Source organism: Pseudomonas sp. D2002 (assembly GCF_013385735.1).
Classification (GTDB): domain Bacteria; phylum Pseudomonadota; class Gammaproteobacteria; order Pseudomonadales; family Pseudomonadaceae; genus Aquipseudomonas.
In genome coordinates this window covers 312886-337648 of record NZ_JACAPL010000004.1, presented here as the reverse complement: position 1 = coordinate 337648, position 24763 = coordinate 312886, and the positions used below count along the sequence as shown (strand labels likewise).

Below are 24763 nucleotides of genomic sequence, written 5' to 3'. Positions count from 1 at the left end.
ACAAACAAGTGTGGGAGCTGGCTTGCCAGCTCCCACAATTTGAATCGGGTTACACGCTTAGCTACGGTTCAACGCGCGCAGGATGGCGGCACTTTCAGCATCCGGCGTGCCATCAAACAGCGACGGCCGGAAGTGCATCTGGAACGCCGCGATCACATGCCGCGTGGCGACATCCAGCTCACCGGTCTGGGGTGTCTGGTAGCCCAGGCGCGCCAATTCTTCCTGGAACCAGGTAATGCTCGGCAGGTCCGCCGCGTACTGCATCTGGAACCGCGCCACGGCCTCAGCATCTGGCCAGATCCCCAGGCCCTCGGCGGCCAGGCGCTTCCACGGGAACAACGGGCCCGGGTCGAGCTTGCGCAACGGCGCGATATCGCTATGGCCAATGATGTTCTTGGGGTCAATGCCATTGCGCTTGCTGATGTCCTTGAGCAACACCACCAGCGACTGCACCTGCGCCTCGGAATACGGATACCAGACGCGGCCTGTGGGTGTGTCGCGATAACCCGGGTTGACGATCTCGATGCCAATGGAGCTGGAGTTGAGCCAGGTGCGGCCCATCCACTCGCTTTCGCCGGCGTGCCAGGCGCGCTGGCTCTCATCCACCAGCTTGTAGATGGTGCCGGAGGCGTCGTCGCCGATCAGGTAATGGCTGCTGACCTGGCCGTGCGTCAGCAGCGCCAGGGAGCGTTCAAGGTTGGTTGAGGTGTAATGGACAACGACGAACTGCACGCGGTTGTCGTGGTTGACCGAAGGATGGTTGGTGTCCAGCCGTGGGCCGCTGGCGCAGCCGGCAAGCAGGAGAAAGACGAAGGCGAAGTAAATGGATTTCATGGAGGAAGACATTACGCTAAAGACGATAATGCAACAGTGTAACGTACCGATTGTTGCTGGGCGGTCAAATTACAAAATGGAACATCTTTTAGGCCGCCTGCACCTGGTTACGCCCCGCCGCCTTGGCCCGATAAAGCGCTTCGTCGGCACGCTTGAGCGCCAAGTCGCTGCGCTCACCCGGCTGCAGCTGCGCCACGCCCATCGACACCGTGATCGTCACCGGCTCGCCCTTGAAGTGGAACGGGCACGCCTCGATCGCCGCACGCAGCACTTCACCCACGTCCAAGGCATCCGCCAAGGCTGAGTCGGGCATCAGCAACACAAACTCTTCACCGCCAAACCGCGCAATAAAGTCGCTGGGGCGCAGGCGCTTACGCAGCACATTGGCGATGATCTTCAGCACCTTGTCGCCTGCCAAGTGGCCGTAGCCGTCGTTGATACGCTTGAAGTGATCCAGGTCCAGCATGGCCAGCGACAGACTGTTACCACGCTGGTGCCAGGCATTCACTTCATGGTCCAGGCGTTCACTCCAGGCCGCACGATTGGGCAGACCGGTGAGCGGATCGATCAACGCCTTCTGGCGTTGTACCTCCAAGTGCTCGCGATAGCCTTGGGCTTCCTGCTCCATGTTCGCCACACGCTCAGCCAGGCCTTTAAGGCGCGCGGCCACTTCCTGCTCGCGCTGGTCACGTTGCTGCTGGTGCTGATCCATAGTGCCGAGCAAGCCTTCAAGGTGGCTTTCGAGCACATGCTTGAGGCTGTCCAGGTCGGCCGCGTCCTGCACACTGCTTTGCAGGCCATCGACTTGTTCACGAATCTGCGTGTCCAGCTCCCGCGCCGCCGAGCGGCTGTCGGCGTGGCCGTCACTGGCCACTTGCAGATGACCCTGGAACGCTTCGAGGCGCTCATTGAGCTGCTTGAGATACGCCTCGAACTCATGCTGGCCGCTGTCGGTGATCGCCAGCATGAGCACGGCCAGGTCATCGAGGATCGGCAGCAGTTCGTACCAGTTCAAGCCGTGGGCCAGTCGCTCGCGCATGGCTTCGGCCTGGGGCCGGTGGCGCTCGGGCAGCGACAAGTCCTCCAGCAGGCCGAGCAAGGTGTCTTCGATATGCTTGGCGACCGAGCTATAGGACGGCTCGGGCGAGTCGGGCAGGGCGTAGGTGCCGTCCGCTTGCAGTGCATCCGGATCGGGCTCGGGGCTTTCCAGCACGGGCGGAAGGGACAAACTGCCAATGGTCGTTTCATCCGGCGTATCGACCTGAGCCTGCGGTGCCTCAATAAACGCGGCGAGGGCGCTTTCGGGTGCGGCTTCGTCGACCAGCGGCTCCTGCACTTCGGGCGCAGGCACCTCGATAGACAAGGCGGTTGCCTCGACCGGCGCGGGCGCCTCGAACACAAATGTTTCGCCGGCCAACTCTGCCACTTTGACGGGTTCAGCCGGCTCAGCAGGCGCGGGCGCCGGTGCTTGCGCCAGCGGCGCGAAAGCTCGCAAGGCTTGGGTAAGCTCTTCCGATTGCACCGGCTCCTTCGGCTCAGGGGCGAGTTTGGGGGCTGCGGGCTTTGGCGCAGCGGGCTCAGGGGCAGCCAGTGGCGCGGCGTCGACCACCGGCGCGTCATTCGAAACCTCTTTGGTACCAAACAGGCGTTGCAGCAGGCCCGGCCCAGCGCGCGGGGTTTCACCCTCCGGCTCCAGGTTATTCAGTGCCTGCCCCTGCAGACTGCTCAATTCACTGAGCAACAGCGGGATCTCCCGCGCCTGCCCGACTCGGCCATCCAGCTGCTTGGCGAAGGTTTTCAGCGGGCGGGCCACCTCGCGCGGCAGCGGTAGCTTTTGCAACTGGGCGACCAGGGCGGTGAGCGCGGTGCTGATCTGGTCAACCCGGGTTTCGCGGCGTTGCTCAGAATCCAGTACGGCTTTTTCCAGGCGCGGCAGCAAGGCGGCGAGGGCGGCGTCCATGTCGTCGGTGCGCACGACGTCGCGCATCTCCTTCATGCATTGGTCCACCGCACGGTCGGTCCCTTCAGCCGCCAGGGTGCTGCGCACCAGCCCACGACGCAGCAGGTCGAGGCGGGCAGCCCAGCGGCGTTCGAGCTTGTCTTGCTGCTCGATGCTTTTAAGGTATTTCTCTTTCCAACGCTGGGCGTCGTCGCTCATGCAAGGGGTCCGCTGGGGCCTGGGCTCAATGCGGGGTATGCATCAGCCGTGAGCGAACCCGGCAGACGAATCTCTACCGCGACCGGCAGGTGATCGGAGATGGGCTGCGCCAGCACCTGCACACTTTCGAGCGTGAGGGTCGGGCTGAGCAGGATATGGTCAAGACAGCGTTGCGGGCGCCAGCTGGGAAACGTGGCTTCGACTTGCGGGGCCAGTAACCCGAGGTCCCGCAACGGGGAATTCTGCAGCAGGTCATTGGCATGGGTGTTCATGTCACCCATCAACACCTGATGTTTATAGTTGCCGATCAATTCACGAATGTAGGCAAGCTGCAGGTTGCGCGTACGCCCCCCGAGCGCCAGGTGCATCATCACCACCACCAAGGCTTCCGGGCCTTCGCCGAAACGCACGAGGATCGCCCCGCGCCCCTTCGGACCGGGCAACGGATGATCTTCGATGACGGTCGGCTTCAAGCGGCTGAGCACACCATTGCTGTGCTGCGCCAGGCGCCCGAGGTTGCGGTTGAGTTGTTGATACCAATACGGGAACGCTCCAAGCTGAGCCAGGTGTTCCACTTGGTTGATGTAGCCGGAGCGTATGCTGCCGCCGTCGGCTTCCTGCAGGGCGACCAGGTCGAAGTCATTCAGCAGGTTGCCGATCTTTTGCAGGTTACCGGCCCGCCCGTTGTGCGGCAGCAAATGTTGCCAGCCACGGGTGAGGTAGTGCCGGTACTTCTCGGTACTGATACCCACCTGAATATTGAAGCTGAGCAGGCGCAGGCGGCTGTCTGCCGGCAGGCCTGTGGATTCCAGGTGGTGCTCGTTGACCTGCGGATCATGCAGGCCAACCACACGTTCAGTACCCCAGCGGCGCATGGTGGGCCCCTTACTTGGCTGCGCGCTCTTTGGCGATCAGTTGGTCGGCAACATTGAGGGTTTGCTCAGGACCACCGGTAGTGCCCAGGTCGAAACGGTATTTGCCGTTGACGATCATGGTCGGTACGCCCTGCACGCCGTATTTCTGCGCGAGTTCCCTGGCCTGTTTGATCTGGCCCTGGATAGCGAAGGAGTTGAAGGTGGCCAGGAACTTGTCCTTATCGACGCCTTGGGTGGCGACAAAGTCAGCCATGTCTTCAGGCTTGGTCAGGCGCTTGCCTTCTTTTTGAATCGCGTTAAACACTGCGTTGTGGACCTTGTGCTCCACACCCATGGCTTCCAGGGTCAGGAACAGCTGGCCGTGGGCATCCCATGGGCCGCCGAACATGGCCGGGATGCGTTTGAAATTCACGTCGGACGGGAGTTTTTCGACCCAAGGATTGATGGTCGGCTCAAAGGCGTAGCAATGCGGGCAGCCATACCAGAACAGCTCCACTACTTCGATCTTGCCTGGCTCCGAAACCGGGACCGGGTTGGCCAATTCAACATAGGTTTTACCGGCTTCAAGCGGCACATTATCGGCAGCTTGTGCGGTCATGCCGAAGAGGCTGGCAGTGACGAGAGCGGCGCTGAGGATCAGATTACGCATGCTTTACTCCTGGACAAATAAAGTCGCCTCACGCGACCTTTAGGTGTGACAGGTCTACGCGGGCATGAGTTCGTTAGTGTAACGGCACCGGCCACAAAAAAGGGCGGCCTAAGCCACCCTTTTTATGCTTGCATCGATGGATTAATCGAGCGTTAACGTACTGCCTGGATCAATGCAGGCCCTGGATATAGCTGGACAGCGCTTCAATGTCTTTATCCGAGAGTTTGGCCGCAATGTCGGTCATCATTTTGTTACCGGCATCGCCATCGATATAACGAACCTTCTCGCGGAAATCCTTCAATTGCTTGGCCGTGTACTGAGCGTGCTGCCCACTCAAGTGAGGGAAGCCTGCTGCTGCGACACCACCACCGTCCGGAATATGGCAAGCCTTGCATGCCGGCATGCCGCCGATAGGCTGCTCATCAGCGAGCTTGCCGCCCCGGAACAATGCCTGGCCTTTCTCGACCAGTTTCGGATCAGCAGCTCCCACACTGCCCTTCTGGCTGGCAAAATATGCCGCGATGTCCGCCAGGTCTTGATCGCTGAGGTTGGTCAGCAAGCCGGTCATTTCCAGCACCGTGCGCTTACCGTCCTTGATGTCGTGCATCTGCTTGGTCAGGTAACGTTCACCTTGGCCTGCGAGTTTGGGGAAGTTCGGCGCCGGGCTATTGCCATCCGGTCCATGGCAAGCACCACACACGGCGGCTTTCGCCTGACCCGCTGTAGCGTCGCCTGCAGCATGGGCAACACCGGTGATGCCCAAGGTCAACAGCAGACTCACGATCAGTTTGTTCATCAGCTAATCCAACTACGGCTAAGGGTTTAAGAGTTATCTACCGGGTTTACTCACCATCAACTCAATGATGGCCTGGTAATCCTCAGTACTGCAGTCCATGCACAAACCACGCGGCGGCATTGCCTTGAAACCCTGGGTCACGTGTTGCACCAGCGTGTCCACGCAAACTCGGTTGTACAGCGCCTCCGGATCCTGTGTAGCCTGAGCGCCGTAAAGCGGAACCAGGACACCGAAAGCGAGCAACCAACGGGTCATACATCGACCTTTTCAGGGTTTGAGAGCGTTTTGCGTTCTAATGCGCAATGAAGGTCTTTCGCTCCCGTGAACTTCATCCTTCGCTGGGACAAAGCACACACAAAATCTGCGGCATTATATACTGGCGCTACTGAAACGGAAACGACACCGCTTGCCGCACCCTTTTTCGGCACCGCCCACATCGGAAATCTCATGCAACTCAAGAATCCCATCCTCGGTCTGTGCCAACAGTCCACGTTCATGCTCAGCGCCGCCAAAGTTGACCAATGCCCCGATGACGAAGGCTTTGAAGTTGCCTTTGCCGGCCGTTCCAACGCCGGTAAATCCAGCGCGCTGAACACCCTGACCCACGCCAGCCTGGCGCGCACCTCGAAAACCCCGGGCCGCACGCAACTTCTCAATTTCTTCAAGCTAGACGATGATCGGCGTCTGGTCGACCTGCCGGGCTACGGTTACGCAAAAGTACCTATCCCGTTGAAGCTGCACTGGCAGCGTCACCTCGAGGCTTACCTGGGTGGTCGGGAGAGTTTGAAAGGTTTGATTCTGATGATGGACATCCGTCATCCAATGACCGACTTCGACCTGCTGATGCTCGATTGGGCCGTCGCCAGCGGCATGCCGATGCACATCCTGCTGACCAAGGCCGACAAGCTGACCTACGGCGCCGCCAAGAACACCTTGCTCAAAGTGCAGTCCGAAATCCGTAAGGGTTGGGGTGATGCAATCACCATCCAACTGTTCTCGGCCCCCAAGCGCATGGGTCTGGAAGACGCCTACACTGTATTGGCCGGCTGGATGGAATTGGCGGACAAGGGCGCGGAAATCGCCGAGTAACTTTTCTGCAGGCAAAAAAAACCCCGGACTTCGTATGGGGAGGGGAAGTTCGGGGTCCAAGTTCCGGACCGCTAGGGCGGGGTCCAGATATCTGCCAACACTTAACACAACATAGGAGCATTGAAGGGCTTCACCACCCATTCAGTAACTCTGAGTAGCAGTTCACAGGTTAAGTTCCGGCACGCTCAAAAAACTATTGGAAATAACTCGCAGCGCTTTCTGATCTAAAGCGCTCTGCCATCACCTCAGCAATGGCAGAGCCGCGAAATCAGTGCGCCTCGTCCCAGTTGTCGCCTACGCCCACATCTACCACCAACGGTACATCCAGCTTGGCCGCCGCGCTCATATGCTCGCGAATCTTCTCGCTGACCTCTGCCACCAAGTCCTCACGCACCTCAAGCACCAGTTCATCGTGCACTTGCAGGATAACCTTGGCATCCAGACCCGACTCGGTCAGCCAGTTGTCCACCAGCACCATGGCCTTCTTGATGATGTCCGCCGCCGTACCCTGCATCGGCGCGTTGATCGCCGTGCGTTCTGCGGCCGCGCGCTCCTGTGGCTTGTTGGAGTTGATATCGGGTAAATACAGCCGGCGCCCGAAGAAGGTTTCCACATAGCCTTGGTCGGCAGCTTGAGCACGTGTGCGCTCCATGTACTCGCGAACGCCTGGGTAGCGCGCGAAGTACACATCGATGTAGGCCTTGGCGGTCTTGGTATCGACGCCAATATCCTTGCCGAGCTTCTGCGCGCCCATCCCGTAGATCAGGCCAAAGTTAATCGCCTTGGCGCTGCGACGCTGATTGGACGTCACCTCAGCCAGTTCAACCTTGAACACCTCGGCCGCCGTCGCGGTATGCACATCCAGGTCGTTGCGAAACGCATTCATCAAGCCCTCGTCCTTGGACAAGTGCGCCATGATCCGCAGCTCAATCTGCGAATAGTCCGCCGCCAGCAGCTTGTAACCCTTGGGCGCAACAAATGCCTGGCGAATGCGCCGCCCTTCAGCGGTGCGCACCGGGATGTTCTGCAGGTTCGGATCGCTCGAAGACAAGCGCCCGGTCGCGGCCACCGCCTGATGATAAGACGTGTGAATACGGCCGGTACGCGGGTTGATCTGCTCGGGCAGGCGGTCGGTATACGTACTTTTCAGCTTGCTCATGCTGCGGTACTGCATCAGCACCTTGGGCAGCAGGAAGTCATCTTCGGCCAACTTGGCCAACACTTCTTCAGCTGTAGACGCTTGGCCCTTGCCGGTCTTCTTCAACACTGGCAAACCGAGCTTTTCGTAGAGAATCGCCCCCAGTTGCTTGGGCGAACCCAGGTTGAACTCTTCACCGGCGATCTCGAACGCCTGGCGCTCCAGCTCAACCATCTTGTTACCGAGTTCGATGCTCTGGATGCCCAGCAGCGCCTTATCCACCAGCGCGCCCTGGCGTTCGATACGCGCAAGCACCGGCACCAGCGGTATTTCGATATCGGTCAGCACACTGGCCAGGCTCGGTATGGCTGCCAGTTGTGCGTGCAAGGCCTGATGCAGGCGCAGCGTCACGTCGGCATCTTCGGCGGCATACGGGCCGGCCTGTTCAAGTGCAATCTGGTCGAAGGTCAGCTGCTTGGCGCCTTTGCCGGCGATGTCCTGGAAGCTGACGGTGTCGTAGTCCAGGTACTTCTTGGCCAGGCTGTCCATGTCGTGGCGGGTCGCGGTGGAATTCAACACGTAGGATTCAAGCATCGTGTCGAACGCGATACCGCGCACCGTGATGCCGTGCGCAGGGTCACCACCGATGGCGCAATTGGCCAGGATGTTCATGTCGAATTTGGCGTGCTGGCCGACCTTGAGCTTGTTCGGGTCTTCCAGCAGCGGCTTCAACGCCAGCAGAACCGTGTCACGATCCAACTGCTGCGGCGCGCCGACGTAGGAATGGGTCAGCGGGATGTAGGCCGCTTCGTGAGGCTGTACGGCAAAAGACACTCCAACCAACTGCGCTTGTTGTGCGTCGATCCCGGTGGTTTCGGTATCGAATGCGAACAACTTGGCCTCGTTGAGCTTCTTCAACCAGCTGTCGAATGTCGCCTGGTCAAGAATCGTGGTGTAGGACGTCTCCACAGGCGCGGCCTCAACCACCTCAACGGCCGCTTCAGCAGCCGGGGCCTTGAGCTCAACACGCTTGGCATCGCGCTGAATCTCATCAATCCAGCTCTTGAACTCAAGCAGCGTATACAGCTCCAGCAGCTTCTCGCGGTCCGGCTCGACCAGGTGCAGGTCTTCCAGGCCCACGTCCAGCGGCACATCGATCTTGATCGTCGCCAACTGATAGGACAGGAACGCCATTTCCTTGTGCTCTTCCAGCTTGGCCGGCAGGTTCTTGGCCCCGCGGATCGGCAGGGTCGGCACGATATCCAACTGCTCATAAAGCTCTTTGAGGCCGCCGTTAACGCCCACCAGCAGGCCGGAAGCGGTCTTCGGACCAATGCCCGGAACGCCTGGGATGTTGTCGGACGAATCGCCCATCAGCGCCAGGTAATCGATGATCTGCTCGGGAGCGACACCGAATTTCTCCTTCACGCCCTCGATGTCCATCGCGCTACCGGTCATGGTGTTGACCAAGGTAATGTGCCCGTCGACCAGCTGTGCCATGTCCTTGTCACCGGTGGAAATCACCACCGGGCGGTCCGCCGCCGCACTGCTGCGGGCCAGGGTGCCGATTACGTCATCGGCCTCGACGCCTTCGACGCACAGCAACGGGAAGCCCAGGGCGATCACGCTTTGGTGCAGCGGCTCGATTTGCAGGCGCATGTCATCGGGCATGCTCGGGCGGTTGGCCTTGTATTCGGCGTACATGTCATCGCGAAAGGTCCCACCCTTGGCGTCAAACACCACGGCGAACGGGCTGTTCGGATACTGCTTGCGCAGGCTTTTGAGCATGTTCAACACGCCCTTGACCGCACCGGTCGGCAGGCCTTTGGAGGTGGTCAGCGGTGGCAGCGCGTGGAAGGCGCGGTACAGATAAGAAGAACCGTCCACCAGGACGAGGGGGGCTTGGCTCATGAGCAGGATCAACCTTTTCGGCGGGTCAGGCGCTAGAATAGCCGGACCAATGACGACAAAGGGACAAGGTTATCATGCGTACAGTAAATCGCCTGTTGTTGACCGGCTTGATTGCGTTCTTGCCGCTGGCCGCCACGGCAGCTGACAGCGCGCCCTCGGGAGACCCGGAAGTCACGATCCGCACCGAAGGTGACAGAACCATCCAGGAGTACCGCCAAAACGGTTTCCTGTACGCAATCAAGGTCACCGTAAAGGGCGCGCCACCGTATTTCCTGGTGCGCGCGGACGGAACCGATGCGAACTTCATCCGTTCTGACCAGCCGGATATGCTGATCCCGTCATGGAAGATCTTCGAATGGAAATGATTTCTTAACTTAAATTGGCGCCGCCCATCGCGGCGCCCGTACTGGCAGTTTTAACCATGTCTGTGTTCACCCCGCTGGCTCGGCCCGAGCTGGAAACCTTTCTCGCCCCTTACGGGCTCGGCCGCCTGCTTGATTTCCAGGGGATTGCCGCCGGTAGCGAAAACACCAATTTTTTTATCAGCCTGGAACAGGGCGAATTCGTCCTGACCCTGGTTGAGCGCGGCCCGGTTGCAGAAATGCCGTTCTTCATCGAGCTGCTCGACGTGCTCCACGACGCCGACCTGCCCGTGCCTTACGCGCTGCGCACCACCGACGGCGAAGCCCTTCGCGAGCTGAAGGGCAAACCGGCGCTGCTGCAACCACGCCTGGCCGGCAAGCACATCAAAGACGCCAACGCGCAGCATTGCGCCCAGGTCGGCGACCTGCTCGGCCATCTGCACCTGGCCACTCAAGGCGAGAAAGTGCTGGAACGCAAGACGGATCGCGGGCTGGACTGGATGCTCACCGAAGGTGCGCAGCTGATTTCGCACCTCAACGACGCCCAGCAACACCTGCTGCAAGACGCGCTGACCGAGATCGAAGCCCACAAAGCCGAGATCCTCGCACTGCCGCGCGCCAACGTTCACGCCGACCTGTTCCGCGACAACGCGATGTTCGAAGGCACGCACCTGACCGGGCTGATCGACTTTTACAACGCCTGCTCGGGCCCGATGCTGTACGACGTGGCGATCGCTTTGAATGACTGGTGTTCGGACGCGGATGGCGTGATCGATGGGCAACGCGCTCGGGCGCTGCTGGGTGCGTACGCGGGCCTGCGACCATTTACGGCGAAGGAAGCCGAGCTGTGGCCGACTATGCTGCGGGTGGCGTGTGTGCGGTTCTGGCTGTCGCGGCTGATCGCCGCTGAATCGTTTGCCGGGCAGGATGTGCTGATTCATGACCCGGCCGAGTTCGAGCATCGGCTGGCGCAGCGTCAGCAAGTGACTGTCCACCTGCCGTTCGCACTCTAAAATGTGGGAGCGGGCTTGCTCGCGAAGGCGGTATATCAGTTAAAGATGTATTTACTGACACACCGCCTTCGCGAGCAAGCCCGCTCCCACACAAGCCAGCTCCCACATCGGTTATGCGGTGATGGTTAGAGCGACTCCAGACATCCAGCCAAGTCGCTCCCCAACTTCTCCAGCACCTGCTCATAACCCTGCGCCGTCGCCGGGGTGTAACCGCCCAACGCGTCCAGTTCCGCCAGCTTCACCGGCAACCCGGCCACCAGGGTTTCGGCCAAACGTGGGCGCAATGGCGGCTCGCTGAACACACAGGTCTTACCCACTTCCTGCAACCGCGTGCGCATCGCCGCCACATGCTGGGCGCCTGGCTGCACTTCTGCGGCGACGCTGAACACGCCGGTGTGCTTGAGTCCGTAAGCGTCTTCGAAGTAATCAAAGGCTTCGTGGAACACGAAGTAAGGCTTATCGCCCACCTTCGCCAGACGCGCTTTCAACCGGGCATCCAACGCGTCCAGGCGCTCATCGAACGCCTTCACGTTGCTTTGATACCGCGCCGCATTGGCCGGGTCGGCAGTGCTGAGGTCAGCCGCCATGCGCGCAGCGATCACGCGCGCGTTGACCGTCGAGAGCCACAAGTGCGCATCCAGGCTGCCTGGGCGGTGATCGTGGTCATGTTCGTCAGCATCATCGGCGTGCGAGTGGCTATCTTCGGCGAAACGACGCAGCTTCATCCCCGGCAGGTCTTGTACGGCCACGGTCGGCAGGCTACGCCCCTTGAGCACGCGCGGCAGGAAGCTCTCCATGTCCGGGCCGATCCAATACAGCAGGTCCACCGACTGCACGCGCCGTACGTCGGATGGTCGCAGGGCATAGTTGTGCGGCGAAGCGCCGGGCGGCAACAACACCTCCGGAATGGCCACGCCGTCCTGTACCGCCGCGGCGATCAACTGCAGCGGCTTGATGCTGGTCAGCACTTTGACCTCGGCCTGAGCCGCCCCGGCGATGAACAAACTGGTGACAAATACGACAAAAACGGGAAAAAGTCGGGACACGATGACCACTCAATGGCGTAGGAACGGGTAACATAATAACGTCTCTATCAAATGTCTGTCGCCGCTCATGCCTAAAACACCGCTTGCCAGCCGTCCCCACGACCACTCTCACTGCGTACATACCGCGCTGTCAGAGGCCGACACCCTGTGCACCCGTCAAGGCCTGCGCCTGACCGCGCTGCGTCGCCGGGTGCTGGAATTGGTGTGGCAGAGCCACAAGCCACTGGGCGCCTACGACATTCTCGGCGTGCTCAGCGAGCAGGATGGCCGCCGCGCCGCACCGCCCACGGTATACCGCGCGCTGGATTTCCTGCTGGAAAACGGCCTGGTGCACCGCATCGCCTCACTCAATGCCTTTGTCGGCTGCAACCACCCGGAACACGCGCACCAGGGCCAGTTCCTGATCTGCCGCGAGTGCCACGCCGCCATCGAGCTTGAACAAAAAAGCATCAGCGACGCCATCATCAAGAGTTCCGCCGAGGTCGGCTTCCGGGTCGAAGGGCAAACCGTCGAAGTGGTCGGGCTCTGCTCGGGTTGCCAGGGGGCTTGATGAGCAACGCGTTAATCCGCCTGGAGCAGGTCGGGGTCACGTTCGCCGGGCAAAACGTGCTGGATAACATCGCACTGAGCGTGGAACCTGGGCAGATCGTCACGCTGATCGGCCCCAACGGCGCCGGCAAGACCACCTTGGTGCGCGCCGTGCTCGGCCTGCTCAAGCCCGACACCGGCAGTGTATGGCGCAAGCCCAGGCTGCGCGTCGGCTACATGCCGCAAAAGCTGCATGTGGACCCGACCCTGCCACTGTCCGTGCTGCGTTTTTTGCGCCTGGTGCCCGGTGTAGACCGCGCCCGCGCCCAGGCCGCACTCAAGGAAGTCGGCGCCGAACAGGTGATCGACAGCCCGGTGCAGAGCATCTCCGGCGGTGAAATGCAGCGCGTGCTGCTGGCCCGCGCCTTGCTGCGCGAGCCTGAATTGCTGGTGCTCGATGAGCCCGTGCAAGGCGTCGATGTCGCCGGCCAGGCCGAGCTGTACAGCCTGATCACCCGCCTGCGCGACCGCCATGGCTGCGGCGTGCTGATGGTTTCCCACGATTTGCACCTGGTCATGAGCACCACCGACCAAGTGGTGTGCCTCAACCGCCACGTCTGCTGCTCCGGCCACCCGGAACAGGTTAGCGGCGACCCGGCGTTCGTCGAGCTGTTCGGCAAGAATGCCCAGAGCCTGGCGATCTATCACCACCATCACGACCACGCCCACGATTTGCATGGCGCTGTGGTCGACGATCCAACCACACCTCACGCCCACGTCCATGGAGATAGCTGCAAGCATGGCTGATTTTCTGCTCTACGCCCTGCTGGCAGGCTTGGCTTTGGCACTGGTGGCGGGCCCGTTGGGCTCGTTCGTGGTCTGGCGGCGCATGGCCTATTTCGGCGACACGTTGTCGCACGCCGCGCTGTTGGGCGTGGCCATGGGCTTTTTGCTCGATGTCAGCCCGACCATCGCCGTCACCGTCGGCTGCCTGCTGCTCGCGGTGCTGCTGGTAACCCTGCAACAGCGCCAGCCGCTGGCGTCCGACACATTGCTCGGCATTCTGGCGCCGAGCACCTTGTCCCTCGGGCTGGTGGTGCTGAGCTTCATGCATGAAGTGCGCATCGACCTGATGGCTTACCTGTTCGGCGACTTGCTGGCGATCAGCCCTACCGACCTGGCCTGGATCCTCGGCGGCAGCGCCGCGGTGCTGGTCTTGCTGGTGGCCCTGTGGCGTCCGCTGCTGGCAATCACCGTGCACGAAGAGCTGGCCACGGTAGAAGGCCTGCCCGTGCCAGCGCTGCGCATGACCCTGATGCTGTTGATCGCCGTGGTGATTGCTGTCGCGATGAAGATTGTCGGCGTATTGTTGATCACGTCACTGCTGATCATTCCCGCAGCCGCCGCCCAGCGCCACGCCCGGTCACCCGAGCAAATGGCGATCGGCGCCAGCCTGTTGGGCATGCTTGCAGTGTGCGGGGGCCTGGCGCTGTCGTGGTTCAAGGACACACCGGCCGGTCCGTCGATTGTAGTCACGGCGGCCGCCCTCTTTCTGCTGAGTTTTGTCCTGCCCCGTCGAGGGGTGTAGACTTGCTCGCTTTTTGCGCAAATAGAGAGTCGCAGGAATGAAGCTGTTCAACGCCCGTTATCTGCTCCTTGCCGCATTTTCCCTGCTGCTGGGCGCCTGTCAAAGCACACCGCCCGCTGCCCCTCAGGTACCGGACGCACGCGCTGCGGCCATCGCGCAGCTGGAGCAAAACCTGGCCAGCAGTGAGCTGGCCACCGCCGAAGACGAACTGGCCGCCTTGCAGGCCCAATCGCCCAACGACCCAGCCCTGGAAACTTACCAGCGCCAGTTGGCCGAAGCCTACCTGCAGCGCAGCCAGATCGTGCTGCAAAAGGGTGACGTCAACGCCGCCGCCACCGCACTGAGCCGTGCCCGCGCCCTCATGCCCAAGGCTCCCGCGCTGACCGGCGGCGTCAACAGTGCCATCAGCCATGCGCGTAAAGCCGAGTTGGACAAAGCCGAAGCCGCCTTGAAAGCCGCCGAAGCCAAGCCTGCCGCCAAGGTCATCGACCCCGCGGCCGAAAGCACCACAGTGGCACTGAACCTCACCGATATTGAAGAACTTCGCCATCAACTGGACGCGATCGCCACCGATGTGGTGAATTACCAGTGCGATGTGACCATCCAGGCGCCGCGCACGCAGGATTACCCGTGGCTGGCCACATTGCTGACCAAACGGGTGAAGCGAATTGATTCGGGGTATGACCTGAAGATTCACCGGCAGATTGTGAAACGCATCCCGGCGCAGGTTGTTTTGATTCCGCGCAAGTCGCAATAAAGCATCGCGGGCAAGCCCGCTCCCACACTTGAATGTATTCACAGTTCAAAATGTGGGAGCGGGCTTGCCCGCGATAGCGGTCTAACAGTCAACCAAAAGCTTAAGCCGGAATAGCCTTAGCCTTCGGCTCCCGATCCCAAACCCGATGCTGCGCAATCGCCGCAAAGAACGCCTTAAACGCCTTCGCATCCGACCCCACGATCAGCCCCGCATCCGCCTCAAGTTTCAGCAGATCCAACAATGGCTTGGCATCACTGGCAACCGTGATCGCCTTCAGGTGCTTGTACGCCTCCAACAGGAAGTGCAACGCCACACCGTCGCCACTCAAAGCCTGCACCGACTTGGCGCCACCCGGTACGAACACCGCATCAAACGCAATCGACGGCATGCCTTCCATCGACGCGTCCACTTTCAGGCTCTTGCCGTCGGCCGTGGTCACCGGCGCCGACGTCGGCCCCAGCAGCTTGGCGTGTGCGCCCTCAGCTTCCAGCGCCTTCTTCAACGCATCAATCGCTGCACCATCGACGCCGTTAGCCGCAAGAATCGCAACTTTGCGCGTTTTGATATCGCCCGACAGCAGGTTCACCTGGCTCAATGCCGGCGACTCTTTGAGCGAGGTCTTACGCGGCGGCACCGTACCTTTGGTCGGTGCAGGCAGGCCGAGGTTCTGCGCAACGCGCTTGGCCAGCTCCAAGTCGATATTGGCCAGAATTTCGTTGACCTGACGGGCGCGAATAAACTCACGCTCCACCTTGCCCAACTCGAAGCTGTAGGCCGCGATGATGTGCTCTTTCTCGTGGTGGCTCATGCTGTTAAAAAACAGCGTGGCCTGGGAGAAGTGATCGCCAAACGACTCACTGCGCTCACGCACTTTGTTGGCGTCGACACGCTCGTAGTAGGTCTCGAAACCACCATCCTGCGCAGCCGGTGGGGTTTCTTTCGGCCAACCGCCATCAATCGAATTCGGCTCGTAGGCAGCACGGCCCTTGTCGATCACGGTGCGATGCTGGGCGTCGCGCTGGCCGTTATGGAACGGCGTGACCGGCCGGTTGATCGGCAGCTCATGAAAGTTCGGGCCACCGAGACGGCTGATCTGGGTATCCGTGTAGGAAAACAGACGGCCTTGCAGCAACGGGTCGTTGGTGAAGTCGATCCCCGGCACGATATGGCCTGGGCAGAAGGCGACCTGTTCAACTTCGGCAAAGAAGTTGTCCGGGTTGCGGTTCAGCACCATTTTGCCCAGCGGCGTGATCGGCACCAATTCTTCAGGGATGATCTTGGTCGGGTCGAGCAGGTCGAAGTCGAACTTGTGCTCGTCTTCCTCCGCGACGATTTGCACGCCCAATTCCCACTCAGGGTAATCGCCGCTTTCAATCGCTTCCCACAAGTCGCGACGGTGGTAATCGGTATCTTTACCGGCGAGCTTTTGCGCTTCGTCCCACACCAGCGAGCAGGTGCCGACTTTCGGGTGCCAGTGGAATTTCACGAAGCTCGACTTACCTTCGGTATTGATCAAGCGGAAGGTGTGGATGCCAAAGCCCTGCATGGCGCGCAGGCTTTTGGGGATGGCACGGTCGGACATTGCCCACAGCACCATGTGCGCCGATTCCGGCTGCAGCGAGACGAAATCCCAGAACGTGTCATGGGCCGAGCCGCCCGTAGGAATCTCGTTATGCGGCTCAGGTTTTACTGCGTGCACGAAGTCGGGAAACTTGATCGCATCCTGAATGAAAAACACCGGCATATTGTTGCCCACCAAGTCGAAGTTGCCTTCGTCGGTGAAGAACTTCACGGCAAAACCACGCACGTCACGCACCGTATCGCCCGACCCACGCGGACCTTGCACGGTGGAGAAGCGCACGAACACCGGGGTTTTATGCTCGGGGTTACGCAGGAAACCGGCCTTGCTCAGCGCCGAATGGTTCTCATAGGTCTGGAAATAGCCATGGGCGCCAGTGCCACGGGCATGCACGATGCGCTCCGGGATACGCTCATGGTCAAAGTGCGTGATTTTTTCACGCATGATGAAGTCTTCCAGCAGCGATGGGCCACGGGCGCCGACTTTCAGGGTGTTCTGGTTGTCGGAAATCTTCACGCCCTGATTGGTGCGCAGCGCCTGGCCGGTAGCGTCTGAACGAAACTCCTCCAGCGCCTGCAGCTTGGCGTTGGTGTTGCCACGGTCCAGGGTGTCGGTGCCCGCGAGTTCACTCTTCGGCGGGGTAGCTGGCTTTTTGGTACTCATCAGACAAAACTCCTTATTCAAAGTGGCCAGAGCGGTCCCCGGCTCGTTTGAGCAAAACCCCAGGCACGGCACCTGGGAAATTGAGTTGCTTAAGTAGTGACTGACACGGTTTTGCACCGTTCCTTTTTTATGACCTTTGATCGCGTTATTGCCAAATCGCTGGTTGAATGAGAAATAAATGCTAAATACCGCTATACGGACAGGCTAAAATGCGCGCCCGGCTAACCGCTGATCCCTTTTCCATGCGCCCCACAAGGTTCGCTACGTGATCGAGTTTCATAACGTCCATAAAACCTACCGCGTCGCCGGTAAGGAAATCCCCGCCCTGCACCCCACCAGCCTGCGTGTCGAAAACGGCCAGGTGTTCGGCCTGATTGGCCACTCCGGTGCGGGAAAAAGTACCTTGCTGCGTCTGATCAACCGCCTGGAGCAACCCAGCGGTGGCCAGATCAACGTTGACGGCGAAGAAGTCACCGCGCTGGACGCCAACGGCCTGCGCCGTTTCCGCCAGCAAGTCGGGATGATCTTCCAGCACTTCAACCTGCTGGCCTCCAAGACCGTTGCCGACAACGTGGCGCTGCCGCTGACCCTGGCCGGCGAATTGTCGCGCAAGGCCATCGACCAGCGTGTGGCCGAACTGCTGGCCCGCGTCGGCCTGTCGGACCACGCCAAGAAGTACCCGGCGCAGTTGTCCGGCGGCCAGAAGCAGCGCGTCGGCATCGCCCGCGCCCTGGCGACCAAGCCAAAAATCCTGCTGTGCGACGAAGCCACCAGCGCCCTCGACCCGCAAACCACCGCCTCGGTGCTGCAACTGCTGGCCGAGATCAACCGTGAGCTGAAGCTGACCATCGTGCTGATCACCCATGAAATGGACGTGATCCGCCGCGTATGCGACCAGGTCGCGGTGATGGACGCCGGCGTGATCGTCGAGCAAGGCTCGGTGGCCGATGTGTTCCTGCACCCCAAGCACCCGACCACCAAGCGCTTCGTACAGGAAGCCGAGCAGGTCGACGAAGGCGAGCAGCGTGATGACTTCGCTCACGTGCCCGGCCGTATCGTGCGCCTGACGTTCCAGGGCGAAGCGACCTACGCGCCGCTGCTGGGCACCGTCGCCCGCGAAACGGGTGTGGACTACAGCATCCTCGCCGGTCGTATCGACCGCATTAAAGATATTCCTTACGGCCAACTGACCCTCGCCGTCACCGGTGGGGACATGGAAGCCGCTTTCGCCCGCTTTACCGCGGCAGACGTCCACATGGAGGTTCTGCGCTAATGGAAGTCCTGTTGAGTTTCTTCGCCAATATTGACTGGTCCGAGATCTGGCTGGCCACCGGCGACACCATGACCATGCTGTTCGGTTCGCTGTTCTTTACCGTGCTGCTCGGTTTGCCATTGGGCGTGCTGCTGTTCCTGTGCAGCCCGCGCCAATTGTTCGAACAAAAAGGCCTGTACGCGCTGCTGTCGCTGATCGTGAACATCCTGCGCTCGCTGCCATTCATCATCCTGCTGATCGTGATGATCCCGTTCACGGTGCTGATCACCGGCACTTCGCTGGGCGTGGCCGGTGCGATTCCGCCATTGGTGGTGGGCGCGACGCCGTTCTTCGCGCGCCTGGTGGAAACCGCTCTGCGTGAAGTGGACCGCGGCATCATCGAAGCCACTCAGTCGATGGGCGCCAGTACGCGTCAGATCATCGTCAACGCCTTGCTGCCAGAAGCACGCCCCGGCATTTTCGCGGCGATTACGGTGACGGCGATTACACTGGTTTCCTACACGGCCATGGCCGGTGTCGTCGGCGCCGGAGGCTTGGGTGACCTGGCGATTCGTTTCGGTTACCAGCGCTTCCAGACCGACGTAATGGTCGTCACCGTGGTGATGCTGCTGGTCCTGGTGCAAATTCTGCAAACCGTCGGCGATAAGCTGGTGGTGCACTTTTCTCGAAAATAACGGCCATTGCCGGCCCCCGCCGGCACATGCCCGAACAAGGAGCTTGTTGGATGAAAAAACTACTGGTTGCTTTCGCCGCCGTTGCTGCGTTTTCCGCCCACGCCGAAACCATCACGGTCGCTGCCTCGCCGGTGCCGCACGCGGAAATCCTCGAATTCGTGAAGCCTGCACTCGCCAAAGAAGGCGTCGATTTGCAGGTCAAAGTCTTCACCGACTACGTACAGCCAAACGTACAGGTGGCTGAAAAGCGCCTGGACGCCAACTTCTTCCAGCACCAGCCGTACCTGGATGAGTTCAACAAGGCCAAAGGCACTCACCTGGTGAGCGTCGGCGCCGTGCACCTGGAACCTCTGGGCGCCTACTCCAGCAAGTACAAAAAGCTGGAAGAACTGCCGGATGGCGCCAACGTGGTGATCCCGAACGACGCCACCAACGGCGGCCGCGCGCTGTTGCTGCTGGCCAAGCACAACCTGATTACCCTGAAGGACCCGACCAACATCCTGTCGACCATCAAGGACATCACCGGCAACCCGAAAAACCTGAAGTTCCGCGAACTGGAAGCCGCGACCCTGCCGCGCGTGCTGACCCAGGTCGACCTGGCGCTGATCAACACCAACTACGCGCTGGAAGCCAAACTGGACCCATCCAAGGACGCCCTGGTGATCGAAGGCAACGACTCGCCTTACGTGAACATCCTGGTGACCCGCGAAGACAACAAAGACTCGGACGCCGTGAAGAAGCTGGTTGCAGCCCTGCATACCCCTGAAGTGAAAGCGTTCATCCTTGAGAAGTACAAAGGCGCGATTCTGCCGGCGTTCTGATCTGAATCGATCTCCAAAACACTGAAGATCAAAAAATGTGGGAGCGGGCTTGCTCGCGAAAGCGGTGGATCAGTCACTTATCAGTCGACTAACACTCCGCCTTCGCGGGCAAGCCCGCTCCCACATTTGCTTTGCATTGCCTGAAGGATGATCGTTCCCACGCTCCGCGTGGGAATGCAGCCCGGGACGCTCTGCGTCCCACTTCTGAGGTCGCGACGCAGAGCGTCACAGGAGGCATTCCCACGCAGAGCGTGGGAACGATCATGTGCGCTGTAGCAAACCCGGCAACTGTGCCACCGGCTTTTGCTCTCAGCGCAGGGCTGGCACCACCTCATGGGTCAACCATTGGCGCAAACACCGATTCTCCGGGTAGTAGTGGTAGATAAGCAGCGCGTAGACGCCAGACTCACTGACCATCAACGTCGGCGCACAGTGGCCATGAGTGATCAGCGGCAAGGTGTGTTGTTGGTCGGGATCGAGCTTGCGCAGTAGCGCAGGGTTTAGGTGCAGGCCCATCAGGTGGCCGATGTCGGAGGCGCTGAACCAGGGTTGGCTGTCGATCAGCACGGCGTGCAGCTGGTGATGGTGGCGGGTGAAGACTTTGGGTGTGATCGGTGGATCAGGGGTAAGTGATTGCATGGTCTAGCTCCTAACGTATCAAGGGACCGCCAAGCACTACTTCCACATAATGGGTGGCGGCTGTACGCAGGTGTGGAAGACCGGGACGTTAGGCACCCGGCGCGCTCGAAAGCGCCCCGCGCACAGCCACCATAAAACACAGACAAGAAAAAGCGCCTGACTCTTGGTGGCGCTTTGTGCGCCTAACGATATAAGGGCTTCCACACCCTGTCACTGAATTTGCAGCGACAGGGCAAAGCCTATCCACCCCTAGAGCCCCCAACAAGTTCACGCACAGCGCGACAACTTGCAGGAAATGTCCGACGACGGATCACTGATCGTCCCCACGCTCCGCGTGGGAATGCAGCCCGGGACGCTCTGCGTCCCACTTCTGAGGTCGCGACGCGGAGCGTCACAAGAGGCATTCCCACGCAGAGCGTGGGAACGATCAGCGCTTACGGGTCTATTTGCGCTGCAACAACCCTGGCAACTGCGCCACCAGCTTTTGATTATTCAACGGCGCACGAATAAACCCACGCTGCGTCCCGTCCGGGCCGATCAGCGCGAGGTTGCCGCTGTGATCGACGGTGTAGTTCGGCTTGCTGGTATCCGCCGGAATAAACGGAATGCTCACCGCATTCGAGACCTTCTGCACATCGTCCACATTCGCGCCGGTCAGGCCTTCGAATTGCGGGTCGAAGTAGCCCAGGTATTGCTTGAGCTGAGCGGGCGTGTCGCGGTTCGGGTCGACGCTGACCAGAATCACCTGCAACTTATCCACCGCCTCTTTGGGCAGTTCGCTCTTGATCTGGCGCAGCTGGGCGAGGGTGGTGGGGCAGATGTCCGGGCAGAAGGTGTAGCCGAAGAACAGCAGGCTCCACTTGCCTTTCAACTCGTTGACCACCACTGGCTGGCCTTCCTGGTTAGTCATGGTCACCGGCGGCAGCTGGCGGCTTTGCGGCAGCAGGATGATGCCCGCGTCGATCAGCGCGGTCGGGTCGCCCTGGCCTTTGCCACTGAGCACTTTGTTAACGGTCAGGCCCATGATCAACGCGACGATGGCCACCAGGATAAAGACGGTTTTTTGAGTTCGAGTCATAGGTTCAACAGTAAGTAGTGGTCTACGAGCAGGGCGATAAACAGCAGCAACAAGTACCAGATAGAGTACTTGAACGTGTTGATCGCCGCGTGCGGCTGGCTGCCACGGTACAGCACCCAGGCCCATTGCAGAAAGCGTGCGCCCAATACCAGCGCACAGGCCAGGTACAGCAGGCCGCTCATGTGGATCACATACGGCATCAGGCTCACCGCCAGCAGCGCGAAGGTATAGAGCAGGATATGCACCTTGGTGTAGTGCTCGCCATGGGTGACCGGCAGCATCGGGATGTCGGCCTTGGCGTATTCCTCCTTGCGATGAATGGCCAGGGCCCAGAAGTGTGGCGGGGTCCATGCGAAGATGATCAGCACCAGCAGCAACGGCTCGGCGCTGACATGCCCGGTGACCGCGACCCAACCCAGCAGCGGCGGCGCGGCACCGGCGAGGCCGCCGATGACAATATTTTGCGGCGTGGCGCGCTTGAGAAAGCCGGTGTAGATCACCGCATAACCGAGCAGCGAGGCCAATGTCAGCCAGGCTGCCAACGGGTTAGTGAACGCCAGCAGCAACGCCAAGCCCGCAACAGCCAGAAACACAGCAAAGGCCAACGCCGCCACTGGTGATACGCGCCCTTCTGCCATGGGCCGTTTATGCGTACGCGCCATCACCGCATCAATGCGCCGGTCCACCACATGGTTGACCGCCGCTGCGCCACCCGCGCACAGCGCAATGCCCAGGTTGCCGAAAATCAGCACCGCCCACGGCACCCCGGCGCGAGTCGCGAGGAACATGCCCACCAAGGATGTGATGAGCATCAGCACCACCACTTTCGGCTTGGTCAGCTCCAGGTAGTCGCGCCAGATCGCTTGATCGTGACGCGCGCCGATCAAGGTCGCCATGGCATCTCTCCTTTAAGGGTGATGAGGCCCGAAACGTGTTTGCGTGGAATAAAGCGCCAGCCGAACGGCAACTGATTGCGCACCCGGACCAGGCTGGTACGCGCGTGGTAATTGACCAGCACCAGCGTCAGCAATAACGCCGCGCCGCCTGCGTTATGGCCGACCGCCACCGGCAGCGGCAGGCCGAAAGCGACATTGCTCACGCCCAGGCTGATTTGCGCCGCCAGGGCGATCAGCAACAGGCCGGCCAGCCGGGTCATGCCCACTGCGCGCAATTGCCAGGCCAGACCAAGCAGCACCAGCGTGACCAATACTGCGCCGATGCGGTGGGTGAGATGTATGGCGGTGCGCGCCTCACTGTCGAGCTGGCCGCCGAGGTAATTGGGGCCGATATGCTGGGTGAGGTGAAAGCCGTTGGCGAAGTCGGCCGCCGGCCACCACTCGCCATGGCAAGTAGGCAAGTCGACACAGGCCACCGCCGCATAGTTGGAACTGACCCAACCGCCCAACGCGATCTGGCCGATCACCAGCACCAACCCGGCCGTCGCCCAATACTGCAGGCGCCTGGGCACAATCAACGCCGGCAGCACGCCGGACAGGCGCAAGGTCAGCAGAAACAGCAGGCTCAAGGTGGCAAAACCACCGAGCAGATGGCCCGTGACCACTTGCGGCCACAGCTTCAAGGTCACCGTCCACATACCGAAAGCTGCCTGGGCAAACACCACCGCCAACACAAACAGCGGCAGTTTCACCGGCTGGCCCGGATCCCGCCGATGGCTCCACGAACGCGCCGCCAGCAACACAATCAGCAAACCCAGGGTGCCGGCAAAGTAGCGATGGGTCATCTCGGCCCAACCCTTGTCAGCCTCCACCGGCGTGTCGGGAAAATGCAGCTCGGCGTGGGCCAACTGGGCTTCGCTTTGCGGCACGCTGATAAAGCCGTAGCAGCCCGGCCAGTCCGGGCAACCCAGCCCCGCGTGGGTCAGGCGCGTATAGGCGCCCAGCAGCACAACGATCAGCGCCAGCAAGGTGGCAAACAACGCGAGGCGAAATCCAGGTTTGGCCATGACGATGCCCTTATCCGATGTTCGACAGTTTCAGCAGCAGGCGCAGGTCGTTGAGCAAGTCTTTGCCCTTGACCTTGGCGTCGTAGCGCAGCACCAGGTTGCCGTGCGGGTCGACGATCCACAGTTGCGCATCACCGGGCGCGGCGGCGTCTTTGGTAAAGGTCGACAGGTCCAGCGGGTAGCGTTGCAGCTGCGGGTATTCGGCTTTGAGCTTGGCCTCGTATTCCGTACTCACCGGCTGCGCGCTGGCCAGGGCATGACTGGCGCGGGACGCATCGCGGCCCAGGCTGATTTGCAGTTGGCGCGCCAGGTACACCAACTGCTGGCACTCGGCGGCGCAGGCGGTGGGCGCGGTGACCAGCAACTGCCAGCGGTCTTCCTCGGTCTGCACGCCGATGTCGGCGCGGGTCTGGCCATTGCCGATCAGTTCGCCGTGGTAGCTGCGGCTGTCCGGCACCCAGAACTGCAGCTTGTACATGAACGTGGCCAACGCCATCGGGCCGATCACCATCATCAGGATCAGGATCAGCTGCCAGCGGCCTTTGCGCCGGTCGGGCGCCTCAGACGTGCTGGGTGGATTCATGGCCGTTCCCATGGGACTTCTCCTTGTTGTTGTGCCATCCGAGGTAGAGGTAAAGCGCCAGCAGCGCCAACGCCATGGCGAACCACTGCACGGCGTAGCCCAAGTGTTTTTCCGGGCCCATGGCGACCACCGGCCACGTGGTGTCGTACGTGCCGGGGCCGGGCTCGGCGCGCAATTCATAGGCAAAACCGCTGCGGCCCAATTCGGTCCAGAGGGCGGCGGGGTGCAGGGCGGTGAGCAAGCGCGGCCAATGCGTGGTGGCCGGGTCGGCGTGCAGCTGGAAGGTTTCGCCGGGGGCGACGTACACCCAGGCGTCGAGGTTCAACGGTTGATCGGGTGTGGTGAAGACCGGCGGCGTGCGACGGTCCGGCCACGGCAGCCAGCCGCGATTGAGCAACAGCCACTGGCCGCTGGCCTGGTCATGGAAAGGTTGCAGCAACTCGACACCGGCCTTGCCATCACGCATGCGGTTGTCGAGCAACACGCTGTGTTCGGCGTCGAATTGGCCGCGCAGGCGCACGCGGCGAAAGGCCGGGTCGGCCATGTCATTGAGTTGCACGCTGTCGATGGGCTCGGCCACCCGCCGCTCGGCGTAGCTGTCCACCAGCAGCTGTTTTTCATGGCCGCGCGACAGTTGCCAGAACCCCAGGCCGACCATCAACGGCAGCAGCACCAGCACCACCAACGTGGGTGCGAGCCCTGGGCGAAAGTCTTTTATGGCGCTGGCTATACTTGTTTTCATTGCC

24 protein-coding genes and 1 pseudogene are annotated in these 24763 nt (G+C 61.0%); 10 read left to right on the top strand and 15 right to left on the bottom strand.

All coding sequences use genetic code 11. The features are described 5' to 3' along the window. Nucleotides 1-57: 57 nt before the first annotated feature. The 6 genes from HX783_RS10380 to HX783_RS10355 form a co-directional block, all read right to left on the bottom strand. Nucleotides 58-834 carry an N-acetylmuramoyl-L-alanine amidase gene (locus HX783_RS10380; RefSeq protein ID WP_177016825.1) on the bottom strand — a complete coding sequence of 259 codons (777 nt, stop codon included), beginning with the start codon at nt 832-834 and terminating at the stop codon, nt 58-60. 88 nt (nt 835-922) lie between these two features. Further along, nucleotides 923-2992, bottom strand: coding sequence for a GGDEF domain-containing protein (locus HX783_RS10375; protein WP_177016824.1), 2070 nt, complete (start codon nt 2990-2992; stop codon nt 923-925). Further along, the gene (locus HX783_RS10370) at nt 2989-3867 is read right to left on the bottom strand and encodes an endonuclease/exonuclease/phosphatase family protein (RefSeq protein WP_177016823.1); all 879 of its coding nucleotides are present in this window, start codon (nt 3865-3867) and stop codon (nt 2989-2991) included. The genes HX783_RS10375 and HX783_RS10370 overlap by 4 nt, the downstream gene beginning before the upstream one ends. A 10-nt stretch (nt 3868-3877) precedes the next feature. Further along, nucleotides 3878-4516 (bottom strand): thiol:disulfide interchange protein DsbA/DsbL, encoded by a 639-nt coding sequence (locus HX783_RS10365; RefSeq protein ID WP_159953519.1) that lies wholly within the window; start codon nt 4514-4516, stop codon nt 3878-3880. Nucleotides 4517-4685: 169 nt separating this feature from the next. Beyond that, nucleotides 4686-5312, bottom strand: coding sequence for a cytochrome c4 (locus HX783_RS10360; protein WP_159953518.1), 627 nt, complete (start codon nt 5310-5312; stop codon nt 4686-4688). A 33-nt stretch (nt 5313-5345) separates the two neighbouring features. After that, entirely contained in the window at nt 5346-5567 is a 222-nt protein-coding gene (locus HX783_RS10355) for a cytochrome c5 family protein (protein WP_159953517.1), read from the bottom strand. A 192-nt stretch (nt 5568-5759) separates the two neighbouring features. Here HX783_RS10355 and yihA point away from each other — a divergent pair, with 192 nt between their 5' ends. Further along, on the top strand, nt 5760-6401 hold the full coding sequence (gene yihA / locus HX783_RS10350; RefSeq protein WP_042943980.1) for a ribosome biogenesis GTP-binding protein YihA/YsxC: 642 nt from the start codon (nt 5760-5762) through the stop codon (nt 6399-6401). Between the two features lie 268 nt (nt 6402-6669). Here yihA and polA read toward each other — a convergent pair whose 3' ends face one another. After that, entirely contained in the window at nt 6670-9450 is a 2781-nt protein-coding gene (gene polA / locus HX783_RS10345) for a DNA polymerase I (protein WP_177016822.1), read from the bottom strand. Between the two features lie 74 nt (nt 9451-9524). On the opposite strand from polA, the gene HX783_RS10340 reads away from it, so the two are divergent. Beyond that, the gene (locus tag HX783_RS10340) at nt 9525-9815 is read left to right on the top strand and encodes a DUF2782 domain-containing protein (protein ID WP_083355922.1); all 291 of its coding nucleotides are present in this window, start codon (nt 9525-9527) and stop codon (nt 9813-9815) included. A 56-nt stretch (nt 9816-9871) separates the two neighbouring features. Beyond that, the gene (locus HX783_RS10335; protein WP_159953515.1) at nt 9872-10825 is read left to right on the top strand and encodes a homoserine kinase; all 954 of its coding nucleotides are present in this window, start codon (nt 9872-9874) and stop codon (nt 10823-10825) included. A gap of 125 nt (nt 10826-10950) precedes the next feature. Here HX783_RS10335 and HX783_RS10330 read toward each other — a convergent pair whose 3' ends face one another. Beyond that, the gene (locus HX783_RS10330; protein WP_177016821.1) at nt 10951-11880 is read right to left on the bottom strand and encodes a metal ABC transporter solute-binding protein, Zn/Mn family; all 930 of its coding nucleotides are present in this window, start codon (nt 11878-11880) and stop codon (nt 10951-10953) included. A gap of 58 nt (nt 11881-11938) precedes the next feature. On the opposite strand from HX783_RS10330, the gene zur reads away from it, so the two are divergent. Genes zur through HX783_RS10310 form a run of 4 tightly spaced genes read left to right on the top strand, consistent with a single transcriptional unit; the run spans nt 11939 to nt 14744 of the window. Next, nucleotides 11939-12421, top strand: coding sequence for a zinc uptake transcriptional repressor Zur (zur, locus tag HX783_RS10325; RefSeq protein ID WP_371317669.1), 483 nt, complete (start codon nt 11939-11941; stop codon nt 12419-12421). Then, the gene (znuC, locus tag HX783_RS10320; protein ID WP_177016820.1) at nt 12421-13206 is read left to right on the top strand and encodes a zinc ABC transporter ATP-binding protein ZnuC; all 786 of its coding nucleotides are present in this window, start codon (nt 12421-12423) and stop codon (nt 13204-13206) included. Before zur ends, znuC begins: the two co-directional genes overlap by 1 nt. Continuing rightward, on the top strand, nt 13199-13987 hold the full coding sequence (gene znuB, locus HX783_RS10315) for a zinc ABC transporter permease subunit ZnuB (RefSeq protein WP_017139100.1): 789 nt from the start codon (nt 13199-13201) through the stop codon (nt 13985-13987). Before znuC ends, znuB begins: the two co-directional genes overlap by 8 nt. Before the next feature lie 37 nt (nt 13988-14024). Further along, nucleotides 14025-14744 carry a PA5502 family lipoprotein gene (locus HX783_RS10310; protein WP_177016819.1) on the top strand — a complete coding sequence of 240 codons (720 nt, stop codon included), beginning with the start codon at nt 14025-14027 and terminating at the stop codon, nt 14742-14744. A gap of 100 nt (nt 14745-14844) precedes the next feature. On the opposite strand, the gene katE is transcribed toward HX783_RS10310, so the two are convergent. Further along, nucleotides 14845-17007, bottom strand: coding sequence for a catalase HPII (katE, locus tag HX783_RS10305; protein ID WP_256347141.1), 2163 nt, complete (start codon nt 17005-17007; stop codon nt 14845-14847). A gap of 244 nt (nt 17008-17251) precedes the next feature. On the opposite strand from katE, the gene HX783_RS10300 reads away from it, so the two are divergent. From HX783_RS10300 to HX783_RS10290, 3 genes are read left to right on the top strand one after another with little or no spacing between them, the layout of a single operon-like run. Further along, entirely contained in the window at nt 17252-18259 is a 1008-nt protein-coding gene (locus HX783_RS10300) for a methionine ABC transporter ATP-binding protein (protein WP_159953508.1), read from the top strand. Then, nucleotides 18259-18933: a methionine ABC transporter permease gene (locus HX783_RS10295; protein ID WP_159953507.1), complete on the top strand. Its 675-nt coding sequence runs from the start codon at nt 18259-18261 to the stop codon at nt 18931-18933. Before HX783_RS10300 ends, HX783_RS10295 begins: the two co-directional genes overlap by 1 nt. Nucleotides 18934-18983: 50 nt before the next feature. Continuing rightward, nucleotides 18984-19754, top strand: a complete 771-nt coding sequence (locus tag HX783_RS10290) for a MetQ/NlpA family ABC transporter substrate-binding protein (RefSeq protein WP_177016817.1) — start codon at nt 18984-18986, stop codon at nt 19752-19754. 312 nt (nt 19755-20066) lie between these two features. On the opposite strand, the pseudogene HX783_RS10285 reads toward HX783_RS10290, so the two are convergent. The 6 genes and pseudogenes from HX783_RS10285 to HX783_RS10260 form a co-directional block, all read right to left on the bottom strand. Beyond that, a pseudogene (locus HX783_RS10285) lies at nt 20067-20393 on the bottom strand (Bro-N domain-containing protein); the annotation flags it as partial. A 442-nt stretch (nt 20394-20835) separates the two neighbouring features. Continuing rightward, a complete protein-coding gene (locus HX783_RS10280; RefSeq protein ID WP_159953503.1) occupies nt 20836-21471 on the bottom strand; it encodes an SCO family protein in 636 nt (211 codons plus the stop codon). Beyond that, entirely contained in the window at nt 21468-22367 is a 900-nt protein-coding gene (cyoE, locus tag HX783_RS10275) for a heme o synthase (protein ID WP_177016815.1), read from the bottom strand. Before cyoE ends, HX783_RS10280 begins: the two co-directional genes overlap by 4 nt. After that, entirely contained in the window at nt 22355-23434 is a 1080-nt protein-coding gene (locus HX783_RS10270) for a heme A synthase (protein WP_159953501.1), read from the bottom strand. The genes cyoE and HX783_RS10270 overlap by 13 nt, the downstream gene beginning before the upstream one ends. Before the next feature lie 10 nt (nt 23435-23444). Continuing rightward, the gene (locus HX783_RS10265; protein WP_177016814.1) at nt 23445-24029 is read right to left on the bottom strand and encodes a hypothetical protein; all 585 of its coding nucleotides are present in this window, start codon (nt 24027-24029) and stop codon (nt 23445-23447) included. After that, entirely contained in the window at nt 23995-24759 is a 765-nt protein-coding gene (locus HX783_RS10260) for an SURF1 family protein (protein WP_177016813.1), read from the bottom strand. Before HX783_RS10260 ends, HX783_RS10265 begins: the two co-directional genes overlap by 35 nt. Nucleotides 24760-24763 lie beyond the last annotated feature (4 nt).

Coding starts and splice junctions, on each gene's coding strand:
- HX783_RS10380 (WP_177016825.1), bottom strand. CDS start 834: ATGAAATCCATTTACTTCGCCTTCGTCTTTCTCCTGCTTGCCGGCTGC.
- HX783_RS10375 (WP_177016824.1), bottom strand. CDS start 2,992: ATGAGCGACGACGCCCAGCGTTGGAAAGAGAAATACCTTAAAAGCATC.
- HX783_RS10370 (WP_177016823.1), bottom strand. CDS start 3,867: ATGCGCCGCTGGGGTACTGAACGTGTGGTTGGCCTGCATGATCCGCAG.
- HX783_RS10365 (WP_159953519.1), bottom strand. CDS start 4,516: ATGCGTAATCTGATCCTCAGCGCCGCTCTCGTCACTGCCAGCCTCTTC.
- HX783_RS10360 (WP_159953518.1), bottom strand. CDS start 5,312: ATGAACAAACTGATCGTGAGTCTGCTGTTGACCTTGGGCATCACCGGT.
- HX783_RS10355 (WP_159953517.1), bottom strand. CDS start 5,567: ATGACCCGTTGGTTGCTCGCTTTCGGTGTCCTGGTTCCGCTTTACGGC.
- yihA (WP_042943980.1), top strand. CDS start 5,760: ATGCAACTCAAGAATCCCATCCTCGGTCTGTGCCAACAGTCCACGTTC.
- polA (WP_177016822.1), bottom strand. CDS start 9,450: ATGAGCCAAGCCCCCCTCGTCCTGGTGGACGGTTCTTCTTATCTGTAC.
- HX783_RS10340 (WP_083355922.1), top strand. CDS start 9,525: ATGCGTACAGTAAATCGCCTGTTGTTGACCGGCTTGATTGCGTTCTTG.
- HX783_RS10335 (WP_159953515.1), top strand. CDS start 9,872: ATGTCTGTGTTCACCCCGCTGGCTCGGCCCGAGCTGGAAACCTTTCTC.
- zur (WP_371317669.1), top strand. CDS start 11,939: ATGCCTAAAACACCGCTTGCCAGCCGTCCCCACGACCACTCTCACTGC.
- znuC (WP_177016820.1), top strand. CDS start 12,421: ATGAGCAACGCGTTAATCCGCCTGGAGCAGGTCGGGGTCACGTTCGCC.
- znuB (WP_017139100.1), top strand. CDS start 13,199: ATGGCTGATTTTCTGCTCTACGCCCTGCTGGCAGGCTTGGCTTTGGCA.
- HX783_RS10310 (WP_177016819.1), top strand. CDS start 14,025: ATGAAGCTGTTCAACGCCCGTTATCTGCTCCTTGCCGCATTTTCCCTG.
- HX783_RS10295 (WP_159953507.1), top strand. CDS start 18,259: ATGGAAGTCCTGTTGAGTTTCTTCGCCAATATTGACTGGTCCGAGATC.
- HX783_RS10290 (WP_177016817.1), top strand. CDS start 18,984: ATGAAAAAACTACTGGTTGCTTTCGCCGCCGTTGCTGCGTTTTCCGCC.
- HX783_RS10280 (WP_159953503.1), bottom strand. CDS start 21,471: ATGACTCGAACTCAAAAAACCGTCTTTATCCTGGTGGCCATCGTCGCG.
- cyoE (WP_177016815.1), bottom strand. CDS start 22,367: ATGGCGACCTTGATCGGCGCGCGTCACGATCAAGCGATCTGGCGCGAC.
- HX783_RS10270 (WP_159953501.1), bottom strand. CDS start 23,434: ATGGCCAAACCTGGATTTCGCCTCGCGTTGTTTGCCACCTTGCTGGCG.
- HX783_RS10265 (WP_177016814.1), bottom strand. CDS start 24,029: ATGGGAACGGCCATGAATCCACCCAGCACGTCTGAGGCGCCCGACCGG.
- HX783_RS10260 (WP_177016813.1), bottom strand. CDS start 24,759: ATGAAAACAAGTATAGCCAGCGCCATAAAAGACTTTCGCCCAGGGCTC.